Origin of the sequence: uncultured Methanobrevibacter sp. (genome assembly GCF_934746965.1) — an archaeon.
Taxonomy (GTDB): Archaea; Methanobacteriota; Methanobacteria; order Methanobacteriales; family Methanobacteriaceae; genus Methanocatella.
Window position 1 is genome coordinate 25,131 of sequence record NZ_CAKVFS010000001.1, and the last position, 22,345, is coordinate 47,475.

13 protein-coding genes are annotated in these 22,345 nt (G+C 29.0%); 11 read left to right on the forward strand and 2 right to left on the reverse strand.

Annotation, left to right across the window (positions count from 1 at the left end):
* Positions 1 to 14: 14 nt before the first annotated feature.
* On the forward strand, positions 15 to 848 hold the full coding sequence (uppP, locus tag Q0984_RS00140) for an undecaprenyl-diphosphatase UppP (RefSeq protein WP_299521764.1): 834 nt from the start codon (positions 15 to 17) through the stop codon (positions 846 to 848).
* A 3-nt stretch (positions 849 to 851) separates the two neighbouring features.
* Here uppP and cobT read toward each other — a convergent pair whose 3' ends face one another.
* Together cobT and Q0984_RS00150 are read right to left on the reverse strand one after the other, a co-directional pair.
* Positions 852 to 1,919 (reverse strand): nicotinate mononucleotide-dependent phosphoribosyltransferase CobT, encoded by a 1,068-nt coding sequence (gene cobT, locus Q0984_RS00145; protein WP_299521767.1) that lies wholly within the window; start codon positions 1,917 to 1,919, stop codon positions 852 to 854.
* Positions 1,916 to 2,380, reverse strand: coding sequence for a hypothetical protein (locus Q0984_RS00150; RefSeq protein WP_299521770.1), 465 nt, complete (start codon positions 2,378 to 2,380; stop codon positions 1,916 to 1,918). Before Q0984_RS00150 ends, cobT begins: the two co-directional genes overlap by 4 nt.
* A 167-nt stretch (positions 2,381 to 2,547) precedes the next feature.
* On the opposite strand from Q0984_RS00150, the gene Q0984_RS00155 reads away from it, so the two are divergent.
* The 10 genes from Q0984_RS00155 to Q0984_RS00200 all read left to right on the forward strand — a co-directional run bounded on the left by Q0984_RS00155 (position 2,548) and on the right by Q0984_RS00200 (position 22,253).
* Positions 2,548 to 4,164 (forward strand): bifunctional N(6)-L-threonylcarbamoyladenine synthase/serine/threonine protein kinase, encoded by a 1,617-nt coding sequence (locus Q0984_RS00155; protein WP_299521773.1) that lies wholly within the window; start codon positions 2,548 to 2,550, stop codon positions 4,162 to 4,164.
* A 179-nt stretch (positions 4,165 to 4,343) separates the two neighbouring features.
* Positions 4,344 to 5,540 carry an ATP-binding protein gene (locus Q0984_RS00160; protein ID WP_299521776.1) on the forward strand — a complete coding sequence of 399 codons (1,197 nt, stop codon included), beginning with the start codon at positions 4,344 to 4,346 and terminating at the stop codon, positions 5,538 to 5,540.
* A gap of 24 nt (positions 5,541 to 5,564) precedes the next feature.
* Positions 5,565 to 6,113, forward strand: a complete 549-nt coding sequence (locus Q0984_RS00165; RefSeq protein ID WP_299521779.1) for an XTP/dITP diphosphatase — start codon at positions 5,565 to 5,567, stop codon at positions 6,111 to 6,113.
* Positions 6,114 to 6,172: 59 nt separating this feature from the next.
* Positions 6,173 to 6,571, forward strand: coding sequence for a 30S ribosomal protein S15 (locus Q0984_RS00170; protein WP_299521782.1), 399 nt, complete (start codon positions 6,173 to 6,175; stop codon positions 6,569 to 6,571).
* Positions 6,561 to 7,895 (forward strand): DHH family phosphoesterase, encoded by a 1,335-nt coding sequence (locus tag Q0984_RS00175; protein ID WP_299522334.1) that lies wholly within the window; start codon positions 6,561 to 6,563, stop codon positions 7,893 to 7,895. The genes Q0984_RS00170 and Q0984_RS00175 overlap by 11 nt, the downstream gene beginning before the upstream one ends.
* A 1-nt stretch (position 7,896) precedes the next feature.
* Positions 7,897 to 9,084 (forward strand): aconitase X catalytic domain-containing protein, encoded by a 1,188-nt coding sequence (locus Q0984_RS00180; RefSeq protein ID WP_299521785.1) that lies wholly within the window; start codon positions 7,897 to 7,899, stop codon positions 9,082 to 9,084.
* A gap of 147 nt (positions 9,085 to 9,231) precedes the next feature.
* Positions 9,232 to 10,461 (forward strand): ATP-binding protein, encoded by a 1,230-nt coding sequence (locus Q0984_RS00185; protein WP_299521788.1) that lies wholly within the window; start codon positions 9,232 to 9,234, stop codon positions 10,459 to 10,461.
* Positions 10,462 to 10,502: 41 nt separating this feature from the next.
* The gene (locus Q0984_RS00190) at positions 10,503 to 11,885 is read left to right on the forward strand and encodes a Mur ligase family protein (protein WP_299521791.1); all 1,383 of its coding nucleotides are present in this window, start codon (positions 10,503 to 10,505) and stop codon (positions 11,883 to 11,885) included.
* On the forward strand, positions 11,878 to 13,410 hold the full coding sequence (locus Q0984_RS00195; RefSeq protein ID WP_299521794.1) for a Mur ligase family protein: 1,533 nt from the start codon (positions 11,878 to 11,880) through the stop codon (positions 13,408 to 13,410). Before Q0984_RS00190 ends, Q0984_RS00195 begins: the two co-directional genes overlap by 8 nt.
* 284 nt (positions 13,411 to 13,694) lie before the next feature.
* Entirely contained in the window at positions 13,695 to 22,253 is an 8,559-nt protein-coding gene (locus Q0984_RS00200; RefSeq protein WP_299521797.1) for an S-layer family protein, read from the forward strand.
* The last annotated feature ends 92 nt before the right edge of the window (positions 22,254 to 22,345 follow it).

Here is a 22,345-nt window from a genome sequence, read left to right on the forward strand (position 1 = left end):
AAACGGTGTGAGAAATGGATATAATTCAGGCAATTATTATTGGTATTGTCCAGGGATTAACTGAATTTTTACCAGTAAGTAGTTCAGCTCATTTAATTTTTGCTCAAAATGTATTGGGAGTAGAATCCTCTCTTGCTTTTGATGTTTTTCTTCATTTAGGAAGTTTAATAGCTGTATTATGGTTCTTCCGTGCAGATATTATTAGAATGATACAAGCATGGTTATTAAGTATTGGGGATATTGCACAGCATAGATTTAAAGAAGGATTCTATTCTGATCCTTATAAAAGATTGGCATGGTATGTAATTATAGCTACTATTCCAGTAGGTTTGGTAGGTGTATTATTTGAAAGTCAGGTTGAGGCATTGTTTGCAGGTGCACTATATGTTCCAGCATTTTTCTTATTTGTAACAGGTACTATTCTTTACTTATCTCAAAGAATGAATTCTGGAAGAGTAGATTTGTCAAATATTACAGTTAAAGAAGCATTGTTCATGGGATTAGGTCAGGCATGTGCTATATTGCCTGGACTTTCACGTTCTGGTACTACAATAGCTGCAGGTCTTGTTATTGGATTAGATAAAGAATTTGCTGCTAAATTCAGTTTTATATTATCAATTCCTGCTATTTTAGGAGCATTTGTAGTTCAACTTAAAGATATTGGAACAATTGCTGATTTCAATGTTTTAGCTGTACTTTTAGGATTTTTAGCAGCTTTAATATCAGGTTATTTAGCTATTAAATGGTTAATTGATTTGATTCAAAAAAGAAGTTTGGATATATTTGCATATTATTGTTGGATTGTAGGAATAATAGTATTTATGGGTTCAATAACCCATTTATTTTAAATACTATTCTCTACAAACTTCTTCTATTTTTTTTCTTAAAGTTTCAACAGAATTTCCTCTAATTAATGCTGTAAACATAGCACCACCAGCTCCAGCACCTTCTTTAACAAATCCGTCAAGATAATTTTTTAATCCAGGATAATCTGCATTTTCAAAATCAGGATCAACAATATTGATAGTTATATTTTCATCTATTTGGTTTACTAAGTCAAATAAATCAGCAGTTTCATCTTTAGCTACAAATATTGTAGTTGCTAAATTTATTCTTGAAAAATCAAAATTAGGATTTATTGATTTTACAATTGCACAAACTGCAGCCATCTGTGTTCCACCACCTAAAATTATTGGAATATCACTACTTATTAATAATCCGGCCATTCCTGCAAGGGTTGGGTCTCCAACAGCACCAATAGCTTGCATTGCATCAATATCATCAGTTTCAGGATTAAGTCCAGCATTTTTTAATCCTTCATCCACTACTTTTGTTTTTAAATCATGTGGATTTGTTGGCATACTTCCACTAACTTTCTCATTAGCATCATATCCAAGAGCTCTTAATACACCAAGAGCGGTTGTTGTTCCTGCAGCTATACTTTCTCCAATCACCAAGTAATCATGCATCATGGAGAGTTTAGCTCCAAGTTCTTTTCCATTTTCATAGATTTCTAAAGGATTTAAAACTCCTTTTCCAGTTCTAATGTCTCGTCCGTATTCATTTCCAAGTTTATTACATTCTAAGTGTGGAGTAATTTTAGAACCTGCATTTACTATAACAAAAGGTATGTCTGCAAGTTGTATTGATGCTTTTGTTAACATAGATGGTGTTGGAGCAGCAGTTTCACCAACTACAGTTTGAGGAATTTCTTCCATACATTGAACACTTCCACGAACAAGTATTTCAGCATCTGCTGCTGGAGTATATTCAGTTAATTCTGGACTAGCTCCAGCTCCAGATATCCCAGGTATTTTGGAAGTTTCAGTTGTACCAATCATACATATAAATACTGGGTCCATGTATTTTATCTGGTTTATTAGCTCATCAGAGCCGTAAGTTGTAATTCCATCAATCATTTATTCACCTTCTTTAATTCTTCAATAATAACTTTATTTTGATTTATAAGTGTTTGATTTTGTTTTATAATGTCTTGCAAGAGTTTTTGTGTTTGTTCCCAATTATCGATTATTTTAGGTCGTGGTGGTATTTTGATTTCATTTATTAAAGGTGCGCTTTCCGGTTTTGGAGGGATTCTATTTTGATTATCTGAATCTTTTTTAATAGTTTTAGTATAAATGTTTGAAACAGAGTTTTTACTATTCTCTTCCAATAGTTCCATTAATCTAGAATCTATTTCATCACCTTTAATTTGTTCTTGTTCCACTTCAAATCTTAATCTTTTTTGGATATTGTATCCTTGATAAAGAGGTATGCCTCTATTTTTAATTTCTTCCTTAAATTCTTCACTAAGATGTATATCTCCTGTTAATTGAGTAACTCTTTTTTCTTCAGAAGTTTTAGTGCTATAAAATCCCATGATTACTAATTTATTTTTGAAAGTTAAATATTTGTAGGAAGTGTGATGTTAATAAAACGTGTTTTGTTAATAAGATTACATTTTAATATCCTATTTTTTACTTTTTTTAGAAACTGTATCTTATTTATATTTCAAATAACTAATATTAAATTAAATTATTTTTTAAGTTGATTATTTTGATATGTTTAGGAATTGAAGGAACTGCTGAAAAAACAGGTGTTGGGATTGTTGATAGTGATGGGAATATATTAGCTATGGCTGGAGAACAGTTATTCCCTGAAAAAGGAGGTATTCATCCAAGAATAGCTGCAGAACATCATGGATTTTGGATTCCAAAATTAATTCCAAAAGCTATTGATGAGGCAGGAATTTCTTATGATGATTTAGATTTAATATCATTTTCACAAGGTCCTGGTCTTGGTCCAGCTTTAAGAATAGTAGCTACTTCTGCAAGAACACTTGCATTATCATTAAATAAACCGATTATTGGTGTTAATCATTGTATTGGTCATGTTGAGGTAGGTAAATTAGATACTGGTGCTGTTAATCCAGTTACTCTTTACGTAAGTGGTGGAAATAGTCAGGTAATTTCTCATGAAAGTGGAAGATATAGAATTTTCGGTGAAACATTAGATATTGCTGCAGGAAATTGTCTGGACCATTTTGGTCGTGAAACTGGTTTGGGACATCCTGGAGGTCCAGTAATTGAAAAATTAGCTAAAAAAGGTTCTTATGTGGAGTTACCATATGTTGTTAAAGGCATGGACTTTTCATTTTCAGGATTGTTATCTGCAGCTTTAAGAGAAGTTAAAAAAGGTACTTCTATTGAAGATGTTTGTTTTTCACTTCAGGAAACTGCATTTTCAATGCTTGTTGAAGTAACAGAACGTGCACTATCTCATACTCAAAAAGATGAAGTCATGTTATGTGGTGGGGTTTCTGCAAATTCAAGACTTCGTAGTATGCTTAAAACTATGGCTGATGAACATGGAGCTAAATTTTACATGCCTGAAATGAAATTATGTGGGGATAATGGAGTAATGATTGCATGGTTAGGTTTACTTATGTATAATCAGTTTGGTTCATTGGATATTAATGATACTGGAATTATTCAGCGTTTTAGAACTGATGAAGTTGATGCGCCATGGGTTAAAAATGAAAATAATCATTTGAAATTATCTGATAATTTAGTAGCTAAAGGAGCTGAATCAGATATTATTAAAAGTTCTTATTTAGGTGAAAATGCTATTTTAAAAAGTAGAATTCCTAAAGCTTATAGAATTCCTGAAATTGATAATAAAATAAGAAAATCAAGGACTAAACTTGAAGCTAAACTATTATCTGATGTTAAAAAAGCAGGTGTAAGTACTCCAATTTTATATGATGTAGATTTAGAAAATAAATCTATTTTAATGGAAGCTATTGAAGGAAAAATGCTTAAAGAAGTTATTGATGATAATTTAGCTTATAAAATCGGTGAAGAAATAGCTAAAATACATAGTTTGGATATTATTCATGGGGATATAACTACTTCTAATATCATGCTTAGAAATGGAAAGCTAGTATTTTTGGACTTTGGACTTGGAAGACATTCTGATTTGTTTGAAGATAAAGCAGTTGATTTACTTGTATTAAAAAAATCATTGCAAAGTATTGATAGTACTACTGCTAATAAATATTTTGATAATATTTTAGATGCTTATGCTAATAGCTATGGTAAAAATAAAGATAAAATAATTAAAAAAATAAAAGAAATAGAATCTAGAGGAAGATATACTCATTAAATAATCATAGGGTGCTTACTTTAATGTTATGCATGGTTGAACCTCTTTAAATATGAAAAAACATTTTCATCAAAAATATATAAATATTATAAAATCTTAAAAGTTAGGTGTATAAGACTAACTTTTTTTAATTTTTAAAAAGTTAGGTGTATAAGACTAACTTTAAATGAGGTGTAATCATGGTTGAAAGAGAGTTATACATGTCTAAAATTCGTAGATTAATTGATTTAGATATTATAAAAGTTATAACTGGGGTTAGAAGGTGTGGTAAATCTTATATGCTAAATTTAATCATTGATGAACTTCAAAAAAGAGGAGTTAATAAACAGGATATTTTTTTAATTAATTTTGATTCAATTAAATATCAAAATATTAAAAATTCTAATGAGTTAAATGATTTAATTTTAGAGTTAGTTAAAGAGGTTAAAGGTAAGATTTATCTTTTTTTTGATGAAATACAAAATGTTAAAAACTGGGAGAAATCTATTACTGCATATAAGATAGATTTTGATTGTGATATTTATATAACTGGATCTAATTCTAATTTACTTTCTGGAGAATTGGTTACTCATTTAACTGGAAGATATATGGAAATTAAAATGTATCCGTTTTCATTTAAAGAATTTTTAGATTATAAACAAAGTGATGATATTAAATTATTTGATGAATACTTAAAATATGGGGGATTACCTTTTATTTTTTCATTAAGTCCTGAAGATAAATTACAATATTTAAATGATTTGTATTACTCAATTATTTATAAAGATTTAATTTCACGTTATGAAATTAGAGATGTTAATCTGTTAGAACGATTGGTTTTATATATAATAAATAATATTGGCAATACTTTTTCTGCAAAATCGATATCAGATTATTTAAAACATGAAAATATTAAAGTTTCAAATAAAACTATTTATAATTATCTTGTTTATCTAGAAAATGCTTGTTTAATTTCTAAAGTTAAAAGAGAAGATTTACAAGGTAAAAAAATTTTAAAATTTCAAGAAAAATATTATGTTGTTGATCATGGATTTAACCAGGCATTACTTGGTAAAAATAATATGAATGAAGGCAGAGTACTGGAAAATATTGTTTATAATGAATTTTTAAGAAGAGGGTATGAAGTTACTGTAGGGAAAATTAATGGTTATGAAATTGATTTTGTTTGTAAAAAACCAGATAAAACAATTTATGTTCAAGTTTCTTATATATTAGGGAATGATAATACTATTGAAAGGGAATTTAGACCATTATTGAAAATTAATGATAATTATTCTAAATATGTAATTAGTTTAGACCAATTGGACTTTTCTAGGCAGGGGATTGTTCATTTAAATCTTTTAGATTTTTTAACTGATTATGAGTTAATTTTATAAAAAATTTAATTCATAATTAATTTTATGATAACATTTATTACTGGTAACAAACATAAAGTTATAGAAGCAGAGAATATATTTAAAGATTATGACATTAAATTAGAGCATATTGATTTAGGTTACTGTGAACCTCAAGGAACTCTTGAAGAAGTAGCTATATCAGGTGCAAAATATGCTAGTCGTAAACTTAATAAACCTGTGATTGTTGAAGACGCTGGTTTATTCATAAAAGCTTTAAATGGTTTTCCTGGAACATATTCTTCATATGTTCAAGAAACTTTAGGAAATCAAGGAATATTAAAACTTTTAGATGGTGTCGATGACCGTTATGCCGAATTCAGGTCAGTTATTGGGTACTGCGCCCCCAATTCTGAGCCCAAGATCTTTTTAGGTAAGGTCATAGGTGAAATCGCAGTTGAAGAAAAAGGAGATTTAGGTTTTGCTTTTGATCCTATTTTCTATGTTCCAAATAAAGATAAAACTTTTGGAGAATTAACAACTGAAGAAAAAAACCAGTTTTCACATAGAAAAAATTCTTTAGAAAAATTTATTAAATGGTATTCTATTCAATAATTTTCTAATTTATTATTATGGGCTTACTTTATAACTAATTTATTTAAGAGGTAATTATTATGGCAAGACCAGAATGGGTAACTTACAGTGATGAAGAAATTGAAGAAATGATTTTAAAATTTAACAAAGAAGGAAAAAGTACCAGTGAAATTGGTATTATTTTAAGAGACCAATATGGTATTCCTAGTGTTAAAGAAGTAACTGGTGAAAGGATTACTCAAATTTTAAAAAGAAATGATCAAGCTGGAAAATATCCTGAAGATTTAATGAATTTAATTAAAAGAGCAGTAAATATAAGGGATCACTTAGCTGAAAATCCTAAAGATTTACACTCTAAAAGAGGTTTAACTATCATCGAATCTAGAATCAGGAGATTAGCTTCATACTATGTAAATGAAGGTGTATTACCTGAAGGATGGAGATACAATCCAAAAGAAGCAGCACTCCTTGTTAAATAGGGCTGGTGAAGCTAGTGATGTGCTTAAAAAGCACATTGAAAACGATAACGTTATAAGAATTATTTCTCATAACGATGCTGATGGAATTTCAGCAGCAGCTGTATTAGCTAATGCTTTAAAAGAAGAAAAAGTTCAATTTCATACTACAATCGTTCCTCGTCTTAAGGAAGATTTAATAAACCAATTGAGACATGAAAAACATGATTTGGTTATTTTTTCAGATATGGGCAGTTCTTTTGTAGGCGAACTTAATTCTTTTAAATGTGATGTTATTATAGCTGATCATCATCAAGTTAGTGATATTGAAGCAGAAAGCAATGTAGTTCACATAAATCCTCATTTATTTGATATTGATGGTAGTAGGGATTTAAGTGGGGCAGGTTCTAGCTATTTAGCAGTTAGGGGCCTTAATAAAAAACATTTAGCTTATTTTGCTTTAATTGGTGCTTTTGGTGATATGCAAGGTCAAGATGGATTTACTGGAGTCAATAAACTCATTGTCGATGATGCTAAAGAAAGTGGTAACTTAGAAATTCATGATGGTTTAAAAATAGTTTCTAAATCATCTGAACCACTTTTTAAATCTTTAGCTTATACTTTTTCCCCACCTCTTCCAGGAGTAACTGGGGATTTAGAAGGGGCAACTGAGTTTTTACAAAAAATGAATTTGTCTTATGGTATTAAATTCACTGATTTAGGTGAAGAAGAAAAAGATATTCTTAAAGATGAACTTATTAAAATTAATCCGGATATTTTTGGTGACTGTTATACAGTTCCAAAAGAAGTGCCTTTGCTTCGTGATTTGGAAGAATATTCTTATATTCTCGATGCATGTGGTAAAAATAAAAAATTTGGATTAGGTTTAAGCATAGCTCTTGGGGAACGTGAAAAGGCTTTAAAAACAGCTACTGATTTACAACGTAGATACAGGGATCAATTAGTTAAAGGCTTAGAATGGATTAAAAAGGAAGGTTCAGTTAATCTTTCTCATATTCAATATTTATATAGTGAAGATAAAGTATTGAAATCTGTCATGGGTACAATAGCTAGTATAGGTTTATCTATTGAATTATTGGATGATTCAAAACCAGTTTTAGGTTTGTCAAGACTTCATAATGATATTAAAATCTCTGGAAGAACAACTAGACAACAAGTTGAAAAAGGAGTTAATTTAGGAAAAGCTTTACAGGATAGTTCTAATAATTTCGGTGGCCAAGGTGGAGGTCATGATATTGCTGCAGGAGCTATGATTCCTTATGAAAGCAAAGATAACTTTTTAAACTTAGTTAATGATATGGTTGAATATCAAATAAATAATGATTAATATGTTTTTAACAAAAAAAGAAGAACAAATGTGTGATGGGGAATTTGGAGAAACTATTAGAAAAAGCATGGATATTTTAGTTGCTTTAGGAGATATTTATGGTGCTTCTAAATTAGTTGATATTACTTCAGCACAAGTTTCTGGAGTTTCTTATAAAACTATTGGTGATGCTGGATTAGAGTATCTTCAAGATTTAGCTAGTGATGATAAGGGGGTAGCTAGTGTTAATTCTTCTTTGAATCCACCAGGTACTGATTTAGATAATTGGGAGGCTCTTGGATTTCCAGAAGATTTTTCAATTAAGCAAAACCAGATTGTAGAAGCTTATGGTAAACTTGGAATCTCAAAAACATGTACTTGTACTCCTTATCTTGTTGGAAATGTTCCTAGATTTAGAGATCATGTTTCTTGGTCTGAATCTTCAGCAGTAGCTTATGTTAATTCTGTAATTGGTGCTAAAACTAACCGTGAAGGTGGTCCAGCAGCATTAGCCGCAGCTATTGTTGGAAAAACTCCACTTTATGGATTTCATTTAGATGAAAATAGGAAAACTAATCTGGTAGTAGATGTAGAAACCGAACTCGCAGGTGCTGATTTCGGAGCTCTCGGATATATTGTTGGAAAAATTGTTGGTGGTGGAGTACCTTATTTTACTCTTAAAAATATTCCAAACAATAATAATTTAAAAACATTAGGAGCAGCACTTGCCTCATCAGGTTCAGTAGCACTTTATCATATGGAGAATGTTACTCCGGAATATGAAATAGCTGCTAAAAGTGAAGCTGATGATCATATATCAATCTCCGAAGATGACATTTTAGACACCCGTAACAAGCTATCTACTACAACTAAAGAACCAGATTTAATCTGTTTAGGTTGTCCTCATGCTTCTTTGGAAGAAATAAAGGAAGTTGCAAATATTGTCAAAGGAAAAACAATTAAAAATAAATTATGGATTTGTACATCAGTTAGTGTAAAAGCAACAGCTGATAGAATGGGTTATACAAAAGCTATTGAAAATGCAGGGGGTAATGTGGTCTGTGATACCTGTATGGTAGTAGCACCTATTGAAGATATGGGCTTTGAAGTAATTGGTGTAAATTCAGCAAAAGCAGCTAATTATGTTCCATCTATGTGTGGACTTGATGTTGTTTATAATGATGTAGAAAATTTAATTCAGTTTGAATAAATTTTTTCTACTACTTTTTTTTAAAATCTTTGTATTTTATAAAATACTTTTTAGCTATTTTTCTTAAAATAGCATTCTATAAAAAACTATTTATATAAATATTTGAATATAGTATTTTATAAAATAATTATTAGGTTGTTGTTGTTCATGGTTAATAGGCAATTATACATGGATAAAGTTCTCCAGTTTATGGATAAAGATATTATTAAAATAATAACTGGGATACGAAGATGTGGTAAGTCTTATTTATTGAAGTTAATCATTAATGAACTAATTAAAAAAGGTGTAAATAGAAATAATATTCTTTTAATGGATTTTGAACTTCCAGAATATAATAACATTAAATATAGGGAGGATTTGGATGAAATTGTTTTAAATTTTATAAATACTCGAAATGATAAAGTTTATTTACTATTTGATGAGGTTCAAAATGTTGAAAATTGGGAAATAAGTATAAATAGTTATTATAAACTTCCTAATACTGATATTTATGTTACTGGTTCAAATTCTAAATTATTATCTAAAGATTTAACTACTTTTTTAACTGGACGTTATATATCTATAGAATTATATCCATTTTCATTTAGTGAATTTTGTAAGTATAAAGAAGAATTAAATGAGAAGTGCATCTTTAAAAATGAATTAAACAGTCCATTAGAAAATCTTTTTGATGAATATTTAAACTATGGGGGATTTCCATTAGCTATAATGGCTAAAGATTATAAAACAATAGTATTAAATGATTTGTTTTCTTCTATTGTTCTTAATGATGTTGTTAAACGATATGAAATTAGAAATGTGGGATTGTTTTTTAGAATTACTAAATATTTGATGGAAAATGTTGGTAATTTAATATCTGTGAATTCAATTTATAATTATTTAAAACATGAAGATTTAAAACTAACTAAAAACACGGTTTATAATTATTTAAGTTATTTGGAAGATGCATATTTTTTATTAAATGCAACCAAAGAAGATTTATTTGGTAAAAAGGAAATTGTTGGTTCTGAAAAATATTATTTGGTTGATCAGGGATTTTATAAGGCAAATTTGGAAGAAAAACAGCAAAATAAATGTAGAATTTTAGAAAATATTATTTATTTGGAATTATTAAGGAAGGGTTATAAAGTTACAACTGGTAAAATTAAAAATTATGAAGTTGATTTCATATGTAAAAAAGATGGAGAGAAAGTATATATTCAAGTATCTTATTTACTGAGTGATGAAAAAACAATTGAAAGGGAATTTCACCCATTGCTTGAGATTAAAGATAATTATCCAAAATATGTTATAAGTATGGATAAAATGAATATGTCTCGTGATGGAATTAAACATTTAAATGTAATTAACTTTTTAAAGGATAGTCCCCAACTTTAAATTTAATAAAATCATATAATATTATAAAGGTGGATAAATTTATGAATTATTTAGTTGTTGGTGCAGGAAATGCAGGTAGGCCTGTTGCAAGGTTACTTAATAATCAAAATCATAAAGTTATTATAACTGATCCAAAACAGTTATCTGATTTTAAACAAGATGTGCAAAGTATTTTAAAACAAATGGAAAAAGAAGGAGTTATTTTAGATTTAGGTAATAATAATCCTTCTATTGAAGGAATTGATAAAGTTTATAAAGCTCCAAGTTTACCAGATAGCGCACCTATTGCCAAAAAGATAGCTGATGCTAATTTAGAAATTTTTACTAATGAAGACTTCTCAAAAATGGTAAATGATTTAATTCCAGTAGATATTATTGGTATTACTGGAACTATGGGTAAAACAACCACTACATTTATTACAACAAGTATTTTTAAACAGGCAGGGTATAAAGTATGGGCTTGTTCTTCTTTAGTTAATAATTTAGTTAGTGAAGCTATTATTGATGGCATAGTTAAAGGTAAAGCTCAAAATTGTGATATAGCTATTTTTGAACTTCCACATGGAACTATAGGTCTTTTAGATAAATTAGATATTAAAATAGGACTTTTGACTAATATTGCAGAAGACCATTTATCTGAATTTGGTGGTTCTCTTGAAAAATATCAACAACGTAAATTAATCTTAGAAAAAATGAGTGAAACATTCATTGCAAATAATTCATGTAGGGATATTATATCTAATGTAAGGGATAATGCATTGTATTATGCATTAGATGAGGACTGTGATTTCGTTGGAAAGGAAGGTGATGAAGAGTTAACTATTAAATATTCTGCAGGTGAATTTACAACACCATTCCACATGGTCAGCTACTTCTTTGAAAACTCTGTAGGAGCAAGTAGTGTTGCTTTAACTTATGGAATTTCTCAAAAAGATATTATTGATGCATTATCAGAATTTAAAGGTCTTCCTGCACATATGGAAGATGTAGGAGAGTATAATGGAAGAAAGGTTATATTGGATTCTGCATTTTTGTATGATGGGATGAAAATTACTTTAGATTATTTTAAAGATGATGATGTGGTATTATTTTTAGATCATTTTGATACATTATCTAAACGGGATAAAAAAGAGGTTGGAAAACTTGTTGGTCAGTATGTGGATGTTGTAATAGCTAGTGGATTTAATGAGGTTAATCAAACAGTTGAAATGGATGCAGCATATGAAGTTTTAGATGCTATTGAAAATCCGAATGCTATTAAAGTAGCTACTGAGGATATTACAAAAGCAGCAGCTCTTACATTTAAATATTCAAAACCTGGAGATATTATTTTACATATGGGTCCACTTATAGCTTATGATAGACTTACTACAGTTGAAAAAATCATGAAAGGACTTGAAGAAGGAAGTAAAAAATATGATTGAATCTGATTTTCCTAAAGATACTACATTTGGTGTAATTGGGATTTGTGGAGCTAACTGTAATTTAGTGGCTAGAATACTTAAAGACAGGGGATTCAACGTTGTTGGAACAGACATGTCTTCCAGTGAGGATTGCAGGTTTAAAAAATCTCTAGAAGGCTATGACATTGAAATATTTTATGGATCTCATCCTAAAGAATTTTTTGAAAAAGCAGATTATGTAATTCCACCTATAAGTTTACCTAAAACAGCAAAAGTATTTGATATTATTAAAGAAAAAAATATTCCAATTTTGGAAGTTAATGATGTTATAGATATTTTTAAAGTAAATAAACCAGTTTTTGGGATAACTGGAACTAATGGTAAAACAACTACAACAACTCTTTTAAAGAAAATAGCTTATGATAATAATATTTTGCCTGCAGAACACAATTTAGATAAAATGCAGGGAAATGCTGAGTATATTCCTATTTTACAGTCTCGTTTAAAGGGGGATGTTGGAATTTTGGAAGTAGGGACTTTTGGAGTTCCTGGAACTATTGAAAGAATAGTTAAAAACACAGATTTGACTTCTGGATTAATTACAAATATCACTCCTGATCATTTAAATGATTTGGGAGGATTTATGGATTATGCTCATGTTAAAGCAGAATTTATTAAAGGTTTAAATGGAAAACAATTAATTGTCAATGGTCAGGATCCAACAATTATGGGGCTCTTAAAAGAATTAAATTTTGAAGGAGAGGTAATTACTTTTGGAGTAGATGAGACACCAGTTGGTGTAGCACCTAAAGAGTGTGTTTGTGGTAGAAATATGGATGTTAAAGAAATTATTTCCGGTTCTGGATATTATTTTTGTAATTGTGGATTAACAACTCCTCAAGTTGATTATGTTGCCACTAATATTGATTTGGATAATAGAACTTTTGAATTACACACTCCAAGTGAAAAATTACAGGTTAAAATGCTTCTTGATGGAATTCATAATGTTTATAATATTGTTGGAGTAATTATTGCTGCACATGAATTTTTAAAATTGCCTTATGATAAAATATTAAGTTCAATAGCTACTTTTACTGGTGTTCCTGGAAGAATGGAAAAAATAGGAGTTATTGATGGAAAAGATATTATTGTGGATTTTGCACATAATCCTGCAGGTGTTGAGACTGTTTTACGTGAGTTTAAAAAATTATATGGTGATATTACTACTGTTATTACTATTTCATCTGAGTCTGGTGAAGAAGGGGACTTAGAAATATTTGATAAAGTTTTAGAATTCTCTAAATATATTGTTCCAGCATCTTTTGCTTCTCAAAAAATAGCTTCTAATAAAATAAATAATTGTCATGATTTTGATGGGAGAATAGTATTGACTCATATAGACGACTTTGTTAAAAAAGGTACTCTTGGTGCAACTTTTGATGAAGTTCAAGAAGGTATTAGTCAGGCAATTCAATTGGACTGTAACAAAATAGTAGTTATTGGTGAAGCAGCTACTAAATTTAAAAATTGTATTAATAATTTATAACTATTTTATCTTTTTTTATTATTTTTTTTAATATTTTTTAAAATCACTGAATATATTATTCAAAACTAAATGAGTAACTATATATAGGTTGTGATTAAAATATATTTAATATTTAACAATGTGTTAAATATGTATTAACTAAATATTTTTTAAAGTCACTGAATATATTATTCAAAACTAAATGAGTAACTATATATAGGTTGTGATTGAATTATATTTAATGTTTAACAATTCTGTTAAATTTGTATAATTAAATTTTCTAAATTAAATATGGGGAATATATTATGAGTCTAAAAAGAACGTTTGGTGTCTTAATTCTTTTATTAGTGCTTTTAAGTGTATCTGCTGTTTCTGCAGAAAATATATCTGACAGTACTAATAATACTTATTATGCATCAGATGATGTTCAAAAAGATTTTTCATCTCTTCAAACGGATATTGATAATTCTCAAGGCGTTTTTAACCTTGATTATGATGTTAAACATGGAGATGATGAAAGTGATGTTTATGGTATAACAATTACCAAAAGCATGACTATAAATGGAAATGGTCATACAATTGATGCTAATAATTATGGGGGAATATTTATAGTAAAAGATTCTTCTGTTGTATTAACATTAAATGATTTGACTTTAATTAATGCAAATCCTGTTTCTAATGATGCAGGGATTGTAAGTGACGGAGGAGCTATATTCTTTAGTGGTTCTTCATTAATGGTAAATAATGTGAATTTCAAAAATAATACTGTCTATAAATTTGGTGGTGCAATTTATACTACTGGAACTTGTATTGTAGATAATTCTGTTTTTGATGGAAATGATGTGGAGTACCGTAGTGCAAATATTGATGCAGGTGGTGCAGCTATTTATGCAGATAAGGGAGCTATGTTACTTCTTTCTAATTCACAAATAATTAATAACCTTAAAAACATGGTTATTCGTAATAACAATGTTGGTGATCTTATAGATGGTGTAGTAACTGTAACAGGTTATACTAAAATTTCAAAATCTTATTTTGGAAATAATAGTGGATGTTATGGTGGGGCAGTAACTTCTTTAGGTTATCTTTTTGACAGAAACACTGTTATTATTGAAGACTCAACATTTGATGGAAATAGAGCATTCCAGGGATCTGCTGTAAATATTTACACATCTATTTTTAAAATATCTGGAACTAAATTTTTAAACAATAAAGGTGTAGGTTATGGAAGTGGAAATCCAAATGTTGGTGCACTTCTCACATGGTATGGTTGTGAAGGTACTATATCCAAGTGTGATTTCATAAATAATACTGCAGAAAATGGTGCTGCTTATAGATGTGGTGATGATAGAAGGACTAATTCTAGTGCTATTGTTGATAGTTGTACTTTTATAAACAACACTGCAAGTAAATATGGTGGAGCTATATATGAAGGTGGTCAATTAGGTACATTTAACTTAAATATTAAAAATTCCACATTTATTGATAACTCTGCAAAAAAAGATGGAAGTGCTATTTATAATGGATATACATTAACTATTGACAATGATTCTACATTTACTAACAATACTCTTTATAATTATTATAGTGCTACTTTAAATTTAGATGAGATTAAAACATTTTCTGATTTACAAAGAGCTGTAAGTATAGTTGAAGGTTATGTTACTTTGACTTCTAATGTAACTATGTTAGATAGTGAAGCAGCTAAATTTGTAAATGGTATTGTTGTTGATCATATGGTTAATATTAGAGCTAATGGTTTTACTATTAATGCTAATAATTTAGGCAGAATATTCAATGTTACTTCAACAGGTAACTTAAATATTTATAATGGTAATTTAATTAATGGTAAAGCAGATATTGGTGGTGCAATATATAATAATGGTAAAGTATATGCTTATAACTCTACTTTTAAAAATAACACTGCTGATACAATGGGTGGTGCAATATTCAATAATGCTAATCTTGAAATTCAAAAATGTATTATTGATGGAAATGATATAATTAAACGTACTGCTTCCAGTGCTGAAGATTATGGTGGTGCAGCTATATATAATTGGTATGGTGCTACTTTAAAAATTACTAACAGTACTATATCTAATAATCTTAAAAACTATAAAAATGGTGATCGTGTTCTTGGTGCTGTAACATCTCTTGGTACTGCAACTATTCAAAAAAATTCTTATTTCATTAATAACTCTGGTCGTTGGGGTGGAGCTATATGCTCTTCAGGTAATGCATTATCAGGTACTAAAGTTAATAAATTAACTATTAGTGATGCAACATTTAGTGAAAACAAAGGATTATATGGTGCAGGTATATTTATATCTGGATCTAACTTTGAAATAAAAAACTCTGTATTTGATGGTAATTCTGCTTTTGGTAAAGGTGATATGACTCCTAATAACAATAATGGAGCAGCTATTGTAGTATCTGATACTAAAAAATCTATTACTGGAAAAATAACTGGTACTAAATTTACTAATAATAAAGCACAATATGGTGGAGCTCTTGATATATGTGCTGGTAAAATTACAATTTCCACTTCTGAATTTGTAAATAATAGTGCAGATGTTGAAGGTGGAGCTATTGTTGTTGATTCTGCAATATCTGATGCTAAAGTTACTATTAGTAATTCTAAATTTATAAATAACTCCGCAAAATATGGTGGTGCAATATGCAACATGTTGGATTTAACTATTAAAAATTCTGAATTTTCAGATAATAATCCTGATGCTATATTTAATCATGTTAAATGGGGAGGAAATCTTGATTTAGGTATTAAAACTTTTACTGATTTACAAAATGCTGTAAATCTTGTTTCAAGTACTTTAACTCTTAACTCTAATATTGCTATGTCTGATGATGAAGCTGTTAATTTTGTTAATGGTGTTGTTGTTAATAAAAATTTAGTCATTGATGGTAGAGGTCATACTGTTGATGCTAGGAATTTAGGTAGGATTTTCTCTGTTGGTGCAGGATACACAGTTACTCTAACTAATATTACATTAATTAATGGTAAAGCTGATAAAGGTGGAGCTGTTTATAATGATGGTAAGTTAACTATTTCTAATGCTAATTTAAATAGCAATACTGCTGATAAGTTTGGTGGTGCTGTATTTAATAATGGTGATTTAATAGTTAAAGATAGTGTGTTTGATGCTAATGATATTATTGATCGTAAGTCTGATAGTGTTGATCATGGTGGTGCAGCTATTTACAATTGGTATGATGGTACTTTAGTTGTATCTGGTTCTAATTTCACTAATAATATTAAAAATTATAATAATGGTGATAGGTTAGTTGGTGCTATAGCTACTATGGGTGGTATTACAATTACTGGTTCTACATTTGTTAATAACTCTGGCCGTTGGGGTGGAGCTATTTCTACTGCAGGTTATTTATTATCTGGTGATGATGTTGGAACATTAAATGTTGTTGATTCAATATTTAAAGACAATGTTGCTTTATATGGTGGAGCTATTGATATTGTAGGAAACAATTATATTATCTCTAACTCTGTATTTGATAATAATACTGCTCTTGGTAAAGGTGACATGACTCCTAATAACAATAATGGTGGAGCTATTGTAGTAACAGATTCTGGTAAGACTATTGTTGGTACTATTGAAAAATCTAATTTCACTAATAATAATGCTCACTATGGTGGTGCTTTATGGATTAATGAAGGCGAAATTACAATTTCTACTTCCTTATTTGAAAACAACACTGCTGTTGAAGATGGTGGTGCTATTGGATTTGGTTCAGCATATCATAATGTAATTGCTAGTGTAGAAGATAGTATATTTAAAAATAACTTTGCTAAATATGCTGGAGCTATAACAAACACTAAATATTTAACTGTAGATAATTCTACATTCATAGACAATGTTAAAGGTACAATATTAAATCAAAAAGATATTAATATGAATATTAAAGATTTCACTGGTTTACAAAATGCTGTGAATTGGGTTGATGGAATTTTAATTCTTGATTCTGACATTGCTATGTCTGATGATGAAGCTGTTAATTTTGTTAATGGTGTAGTTATTAATAAAAATTTAATAATTAATGGTAGGGGACATACTGTTGATGCTAGGAATTTAGGTAGGATTTTCTCTGTTGGTGCAGAATACACAGTTACTTTAACTAATATTAATTTAGTAAATGGTAAAGCTGATATAGGTGGAGCTGTTTATAATGAGGGTAAGTTAACTATTTCTAATGCTAATTTAAATAGCAATACTGCTGGTAAATTTGGTGGTGCTGTATTTAATAATGGTGATTTAATAGTTAGAAATAGTGTGTTTGATGCTAATGATATTATTGATCGTAAGTCTGATAGTGTTGATCATGGTGGTGCAGCTATTTATAACTGGTATGATGGTACTTTAGTTGTATCTGGTTCTAATTTCACTAATAATATTAAAAATTATAATAATGGAGATAATTTAGTAGGTGCTGTAACTTCTATTGGTAATGCTACTATTAGTGGTTCTACCTTTATCAACAACTTTGGTCGTTGGGGTGGAGCTCTCTCTGCTACTGGTGCTGAACTACGTAAAAACACAAGTACTTTAACATTATCTAACTCTGTATTTAAAGATAACACTGCATTATATGGTGGTGCTGTTTATGTTTGGGGATCTAATTATAATATAGCTGATTGTGTATTTGATAATAATACTGCTCTTGGTAAAGGTAATATGACTCCTAATAACAATAATGGTGGAGCTCTTGTAGTATCTCAAGTATCTAAATTTAAAGAATCAATCACAGGAACTATAACTGGTTCTAATTTCACTAATAATAAAGCTCAATATGGTGGTGCAGCTTGGTTTAATAAAGGATCTGTAACTATTGAAGATTCTATATTTGAAAATAACACTGCAACTGCTGAAGGTGGAGCTCTTGGATTTAGTCCAGTACGTAATGATTTAATTGTAACAATAAACAATGCTTCATTTACAAATAATAGTGCAATTCTAGGTGGAGCTATTTATAATAATGTAGGTTTAAATGTTACTAATTCAAGTTTTAATAATAATAAAGCTACAAATCATGGAGATATTATCTTTAATGATGTAAAAGGTAGTTTAACTATAGAAAATAATGAATATCTTGGTTTAAGTGAAGATAAAACTCCAATTTATAACACAGGTAATTTATCTTCAAAAATAGAAGTTATAATATTAGGTAATAAAACAGTTGATGTAGCATATGGTAAAGAAATTCCTTTAACTGCAGTTATTTATGTTGATGGTGTTTTAGTATCTGGTGAAAAATTATTCTTTGAAATTGAAGGTAAAAATATTCTTGCAACTAGTTTAGTAAATGGTACTTACATTGCATATTGTGAGGTAAGTAGTATTGGTGAAAAACTTGTAAATGCTAATTATAATGTTGCTTCAGAAGTTGTTATTAAAACAGCTATATTAAATGTAGTTCAAGGTCCAATTAATTTAGATGTTGATGTAAGTGATATTAATGTTGGTGATCTTCAAATAATCACAATTAATGTTCCTAAAGATGCAACTGGACTTTTAACTATTATGATGAATGGTGAAGATTATATATTGCCTATTTATGATGGAAAAGCAATGTTCTATTATCCTGATTTAACTGCAGGGCATTATGAATTTACTGTAAGTTACTCTGGAGATAAAAACTACTTGGCAAATACAACCACTGCACAATTTGATGTTAATAAATTAACTGCAGATTTTAATGTCAATATTTGGGGTGAACTTGTATTTGGTGAAATTGGTATTGTATCCATTAATTTACCTTCTGATATTAATGGTATAATAGATGTTTATATAGATGGTGAAAAATACACTGTAAATGTTGTTAATGGTATTGCAACTTTTGGATTACCTGAATTAAGTGTTGGTTCTCATGTCCTCTCTGTTAATTATGGTGGAAATGATAAATATTTAACTAATGAAGTTACTATGGATTTCGGCATAGTTAAAGCAAATCCGTCTTTAAATATAATAATCAATAATGTTGATTATGATAATGTCTTTGTTATTAACGCTGTTTTAACTGGTGTTAATAATGCTCCTTTAACTGGAAATGTAATTGTAACTGTAAATGGTAAACAATACACTGTTAATGTTGTTGATGGTAAAGGTATTTTAGTCGCTGATAAATTAGCTACTGGTTCTTATGATTTCGCTGCTAATTGGGCTGGAAATGATAATTATAATTTTGCACAAGATTCTGGCAATTTCAATGTTAATAAGATAGCTTCTACAATTGATGTTTTAGTTGATGACATTAATGTTGGTGAAGATGTAACTATTAATGTTAATGTCCCTGTTGATGCAACAGGCAATGTGGTTATCTCTGTAAATGGTGAAGATTATATTGCAAGTATTGTTGATGGTAAAGCTACTAAAATAATTTCTAATCTTAAAGCTGGCAGTTATGATGTGACTGTTAAATATGATGGGGATAATAATTATAATGGTGCTTCTAGTGCTGCTAAATTTGTAGTGTCTAAAGTAAATCCAGTTATAGATGTAATTGCTGATAATATTGTATTTGGTAATGATTTAACTGTTAATGTAGTTTTATCTTCTGATGCTACTGGTGATGTTGTCATAACTGTTAATGGTAAAGATTATACTGTGACAATTATTAATGGTAAAGCAACACAAGCTATTTCTGGTTTGGATGCTGGAGATCACAATATTGTTGTTAAATATATTGGTGATGACAAATACTCTCCTGTAGAAATTACTAAAACAGTAAGTGTAGCTAAAGCAAATCCAGTTCTTGATGTTGTTATTGATGATGTGGATTATAATAATGTATTTACTATTGAAGCAACTTTAAATGGCGTTAACAATGCTAAATTAACTGGTGATGTTATTGTAACTGTTAATGGTAAAGATTACACGGTTAAAGTTGTAGATGGTAAAGGTACATTAGAAGGAATTAATTTACCTGCTGGATCCTATGATTTCACAGCTAAATTTAATGGAAACAACAATTATGATCCGGTTATTGATTCAAGTAACTTTAAAGTTAATAAATTAAATTCAACTATTGATATTTCAGTTGATAATATCAAAGTAGGGGAAAATTTAACTATTGCTGTAACTGTTCCTGTTGATGCAACTGGTGATGTAATTATTACTGTTGATGATGTGGATTATGTTGCAACTATTGTAAATGGTAAAGCTATTAAAGTTGTTTCTAATCTTAAAGCTAATGATTATGTTGTAAATGTTAGATATGATGGAGATAATAATTATAATGCTACTCAAAATGCAACTACTGTATCTGTATCAAAAATATCTGATTATGATATGAGTATTGATATTCTTGAAGATGTTAAAGTTGGAGATGACGTAATTATTATTGTTAATGTACCTAAAGATGCTGCTGGTAAGGTAACTATTGTTGTTGATGGTATTTATTATAGTGCTGTTGTTGATAATGGAATTGCTAAAATTATTGTATCTAATTTAGAGTTAGGTGATCATAGTGTATCTGCTATATTTTCTGATGATAAATATTCACAAAATGAAGTTAATTCAACTATAGTTGTCTCAAAAGTATCTGATTATGATATGAATATCACTATTCCAGAAGTTAAATCAGGATCAGATACAACTATTACAATAGATGTTCCTAATGATGCAACAGGAACTGTAACTGTAGAAATCAATGGTACAAAATATGTTGGAGTTATAAACAATGGTGGTGCTAATGTTACTATTTCTGCATTAGATGTTGGACAATATGATGTTACTGTGACTTATTCTGGTGATGAAAAATATAATTCAATGACCAAAAAAGAAAACATAACTGTAATTCAAAATACTGATGTAAACTTAAATGTTGAAGATATAGTAATGTTCTATCACGACGGAACACGTTTAATAGCTATTTTAACTGATTATTTAGGTAATCCAATAGCTAATGCTACTTTATATTTCACTATTAATGGTCAAACTTATAGTAGAATCACAGATGAAAATGGTAATGCGTCAATTGCCCTTAATTTAATTTCAGGAATATATCAAGCTACAATATCATATAATGGATCTGAAATTTATGGTAATGCATCTAAAAATATTACTGTAACTATTAATTCCACTATTGATGGTCAAAATATTGTTAAAATGTATCAAAACGGAACTCAGTTCTTCGCTACATTTTATGACAACTATGGCAATATATTAGCTAACACTCTTGTTAGATTCAATATTAATGGTGTGTTCTACACACGTACTACTGATGAAAATGGTACTGCTAGATTAGCTATTAATTTAAGACCTGGTGAATATATATTAACTGCTTATAATAATGTATCTGGTGAAGAAAGAGGATTCAATATAACTGTAAAAAGTTTAATTGAAACTGCTGATTTAACTAAATACTTCCAAAATGCTTCTAAATTTGAAGCAACAATCTACAATAAAGATGGAAGCTTAGCAATCGGTAAAGATGTAACTTTCAATATTAATGGTGTGTTCTACACACGTACTACTGATGAAAATGGTATTGCTAGATTAGCTATTAATTTAAGACCTGGAAATCATATTATTACAACTATAGTTGATGATTTAGAAGTAGGTAATAATATCACTGTTTTACCAACATTAATAACTGAAGACTTAGAAATGACTTTCAAGGATGGTAGTAGCTTCAATGCAAAAATCGTAGATGGTCAAGGTATGCCATTATCTAATCAGAATGTAACTTTCAATGTAAATGGTTTATTTTATTATAAAGTTACTAATGATGAAGGTATAGCTAGTTTAACTATTAATTTAATGTCTGGTGAATATGTCATTACTTCAATCTGGAATGACTTCCAAGTTGGAAACACTATAAAAATAGTTTAAATTCTTCAATGATGAGATTTTAATTTAATCTCATATTCTTTCTTTTTTTAACTGTACTTTTTTAATATAATTATTTAATTTTATCAAAACGA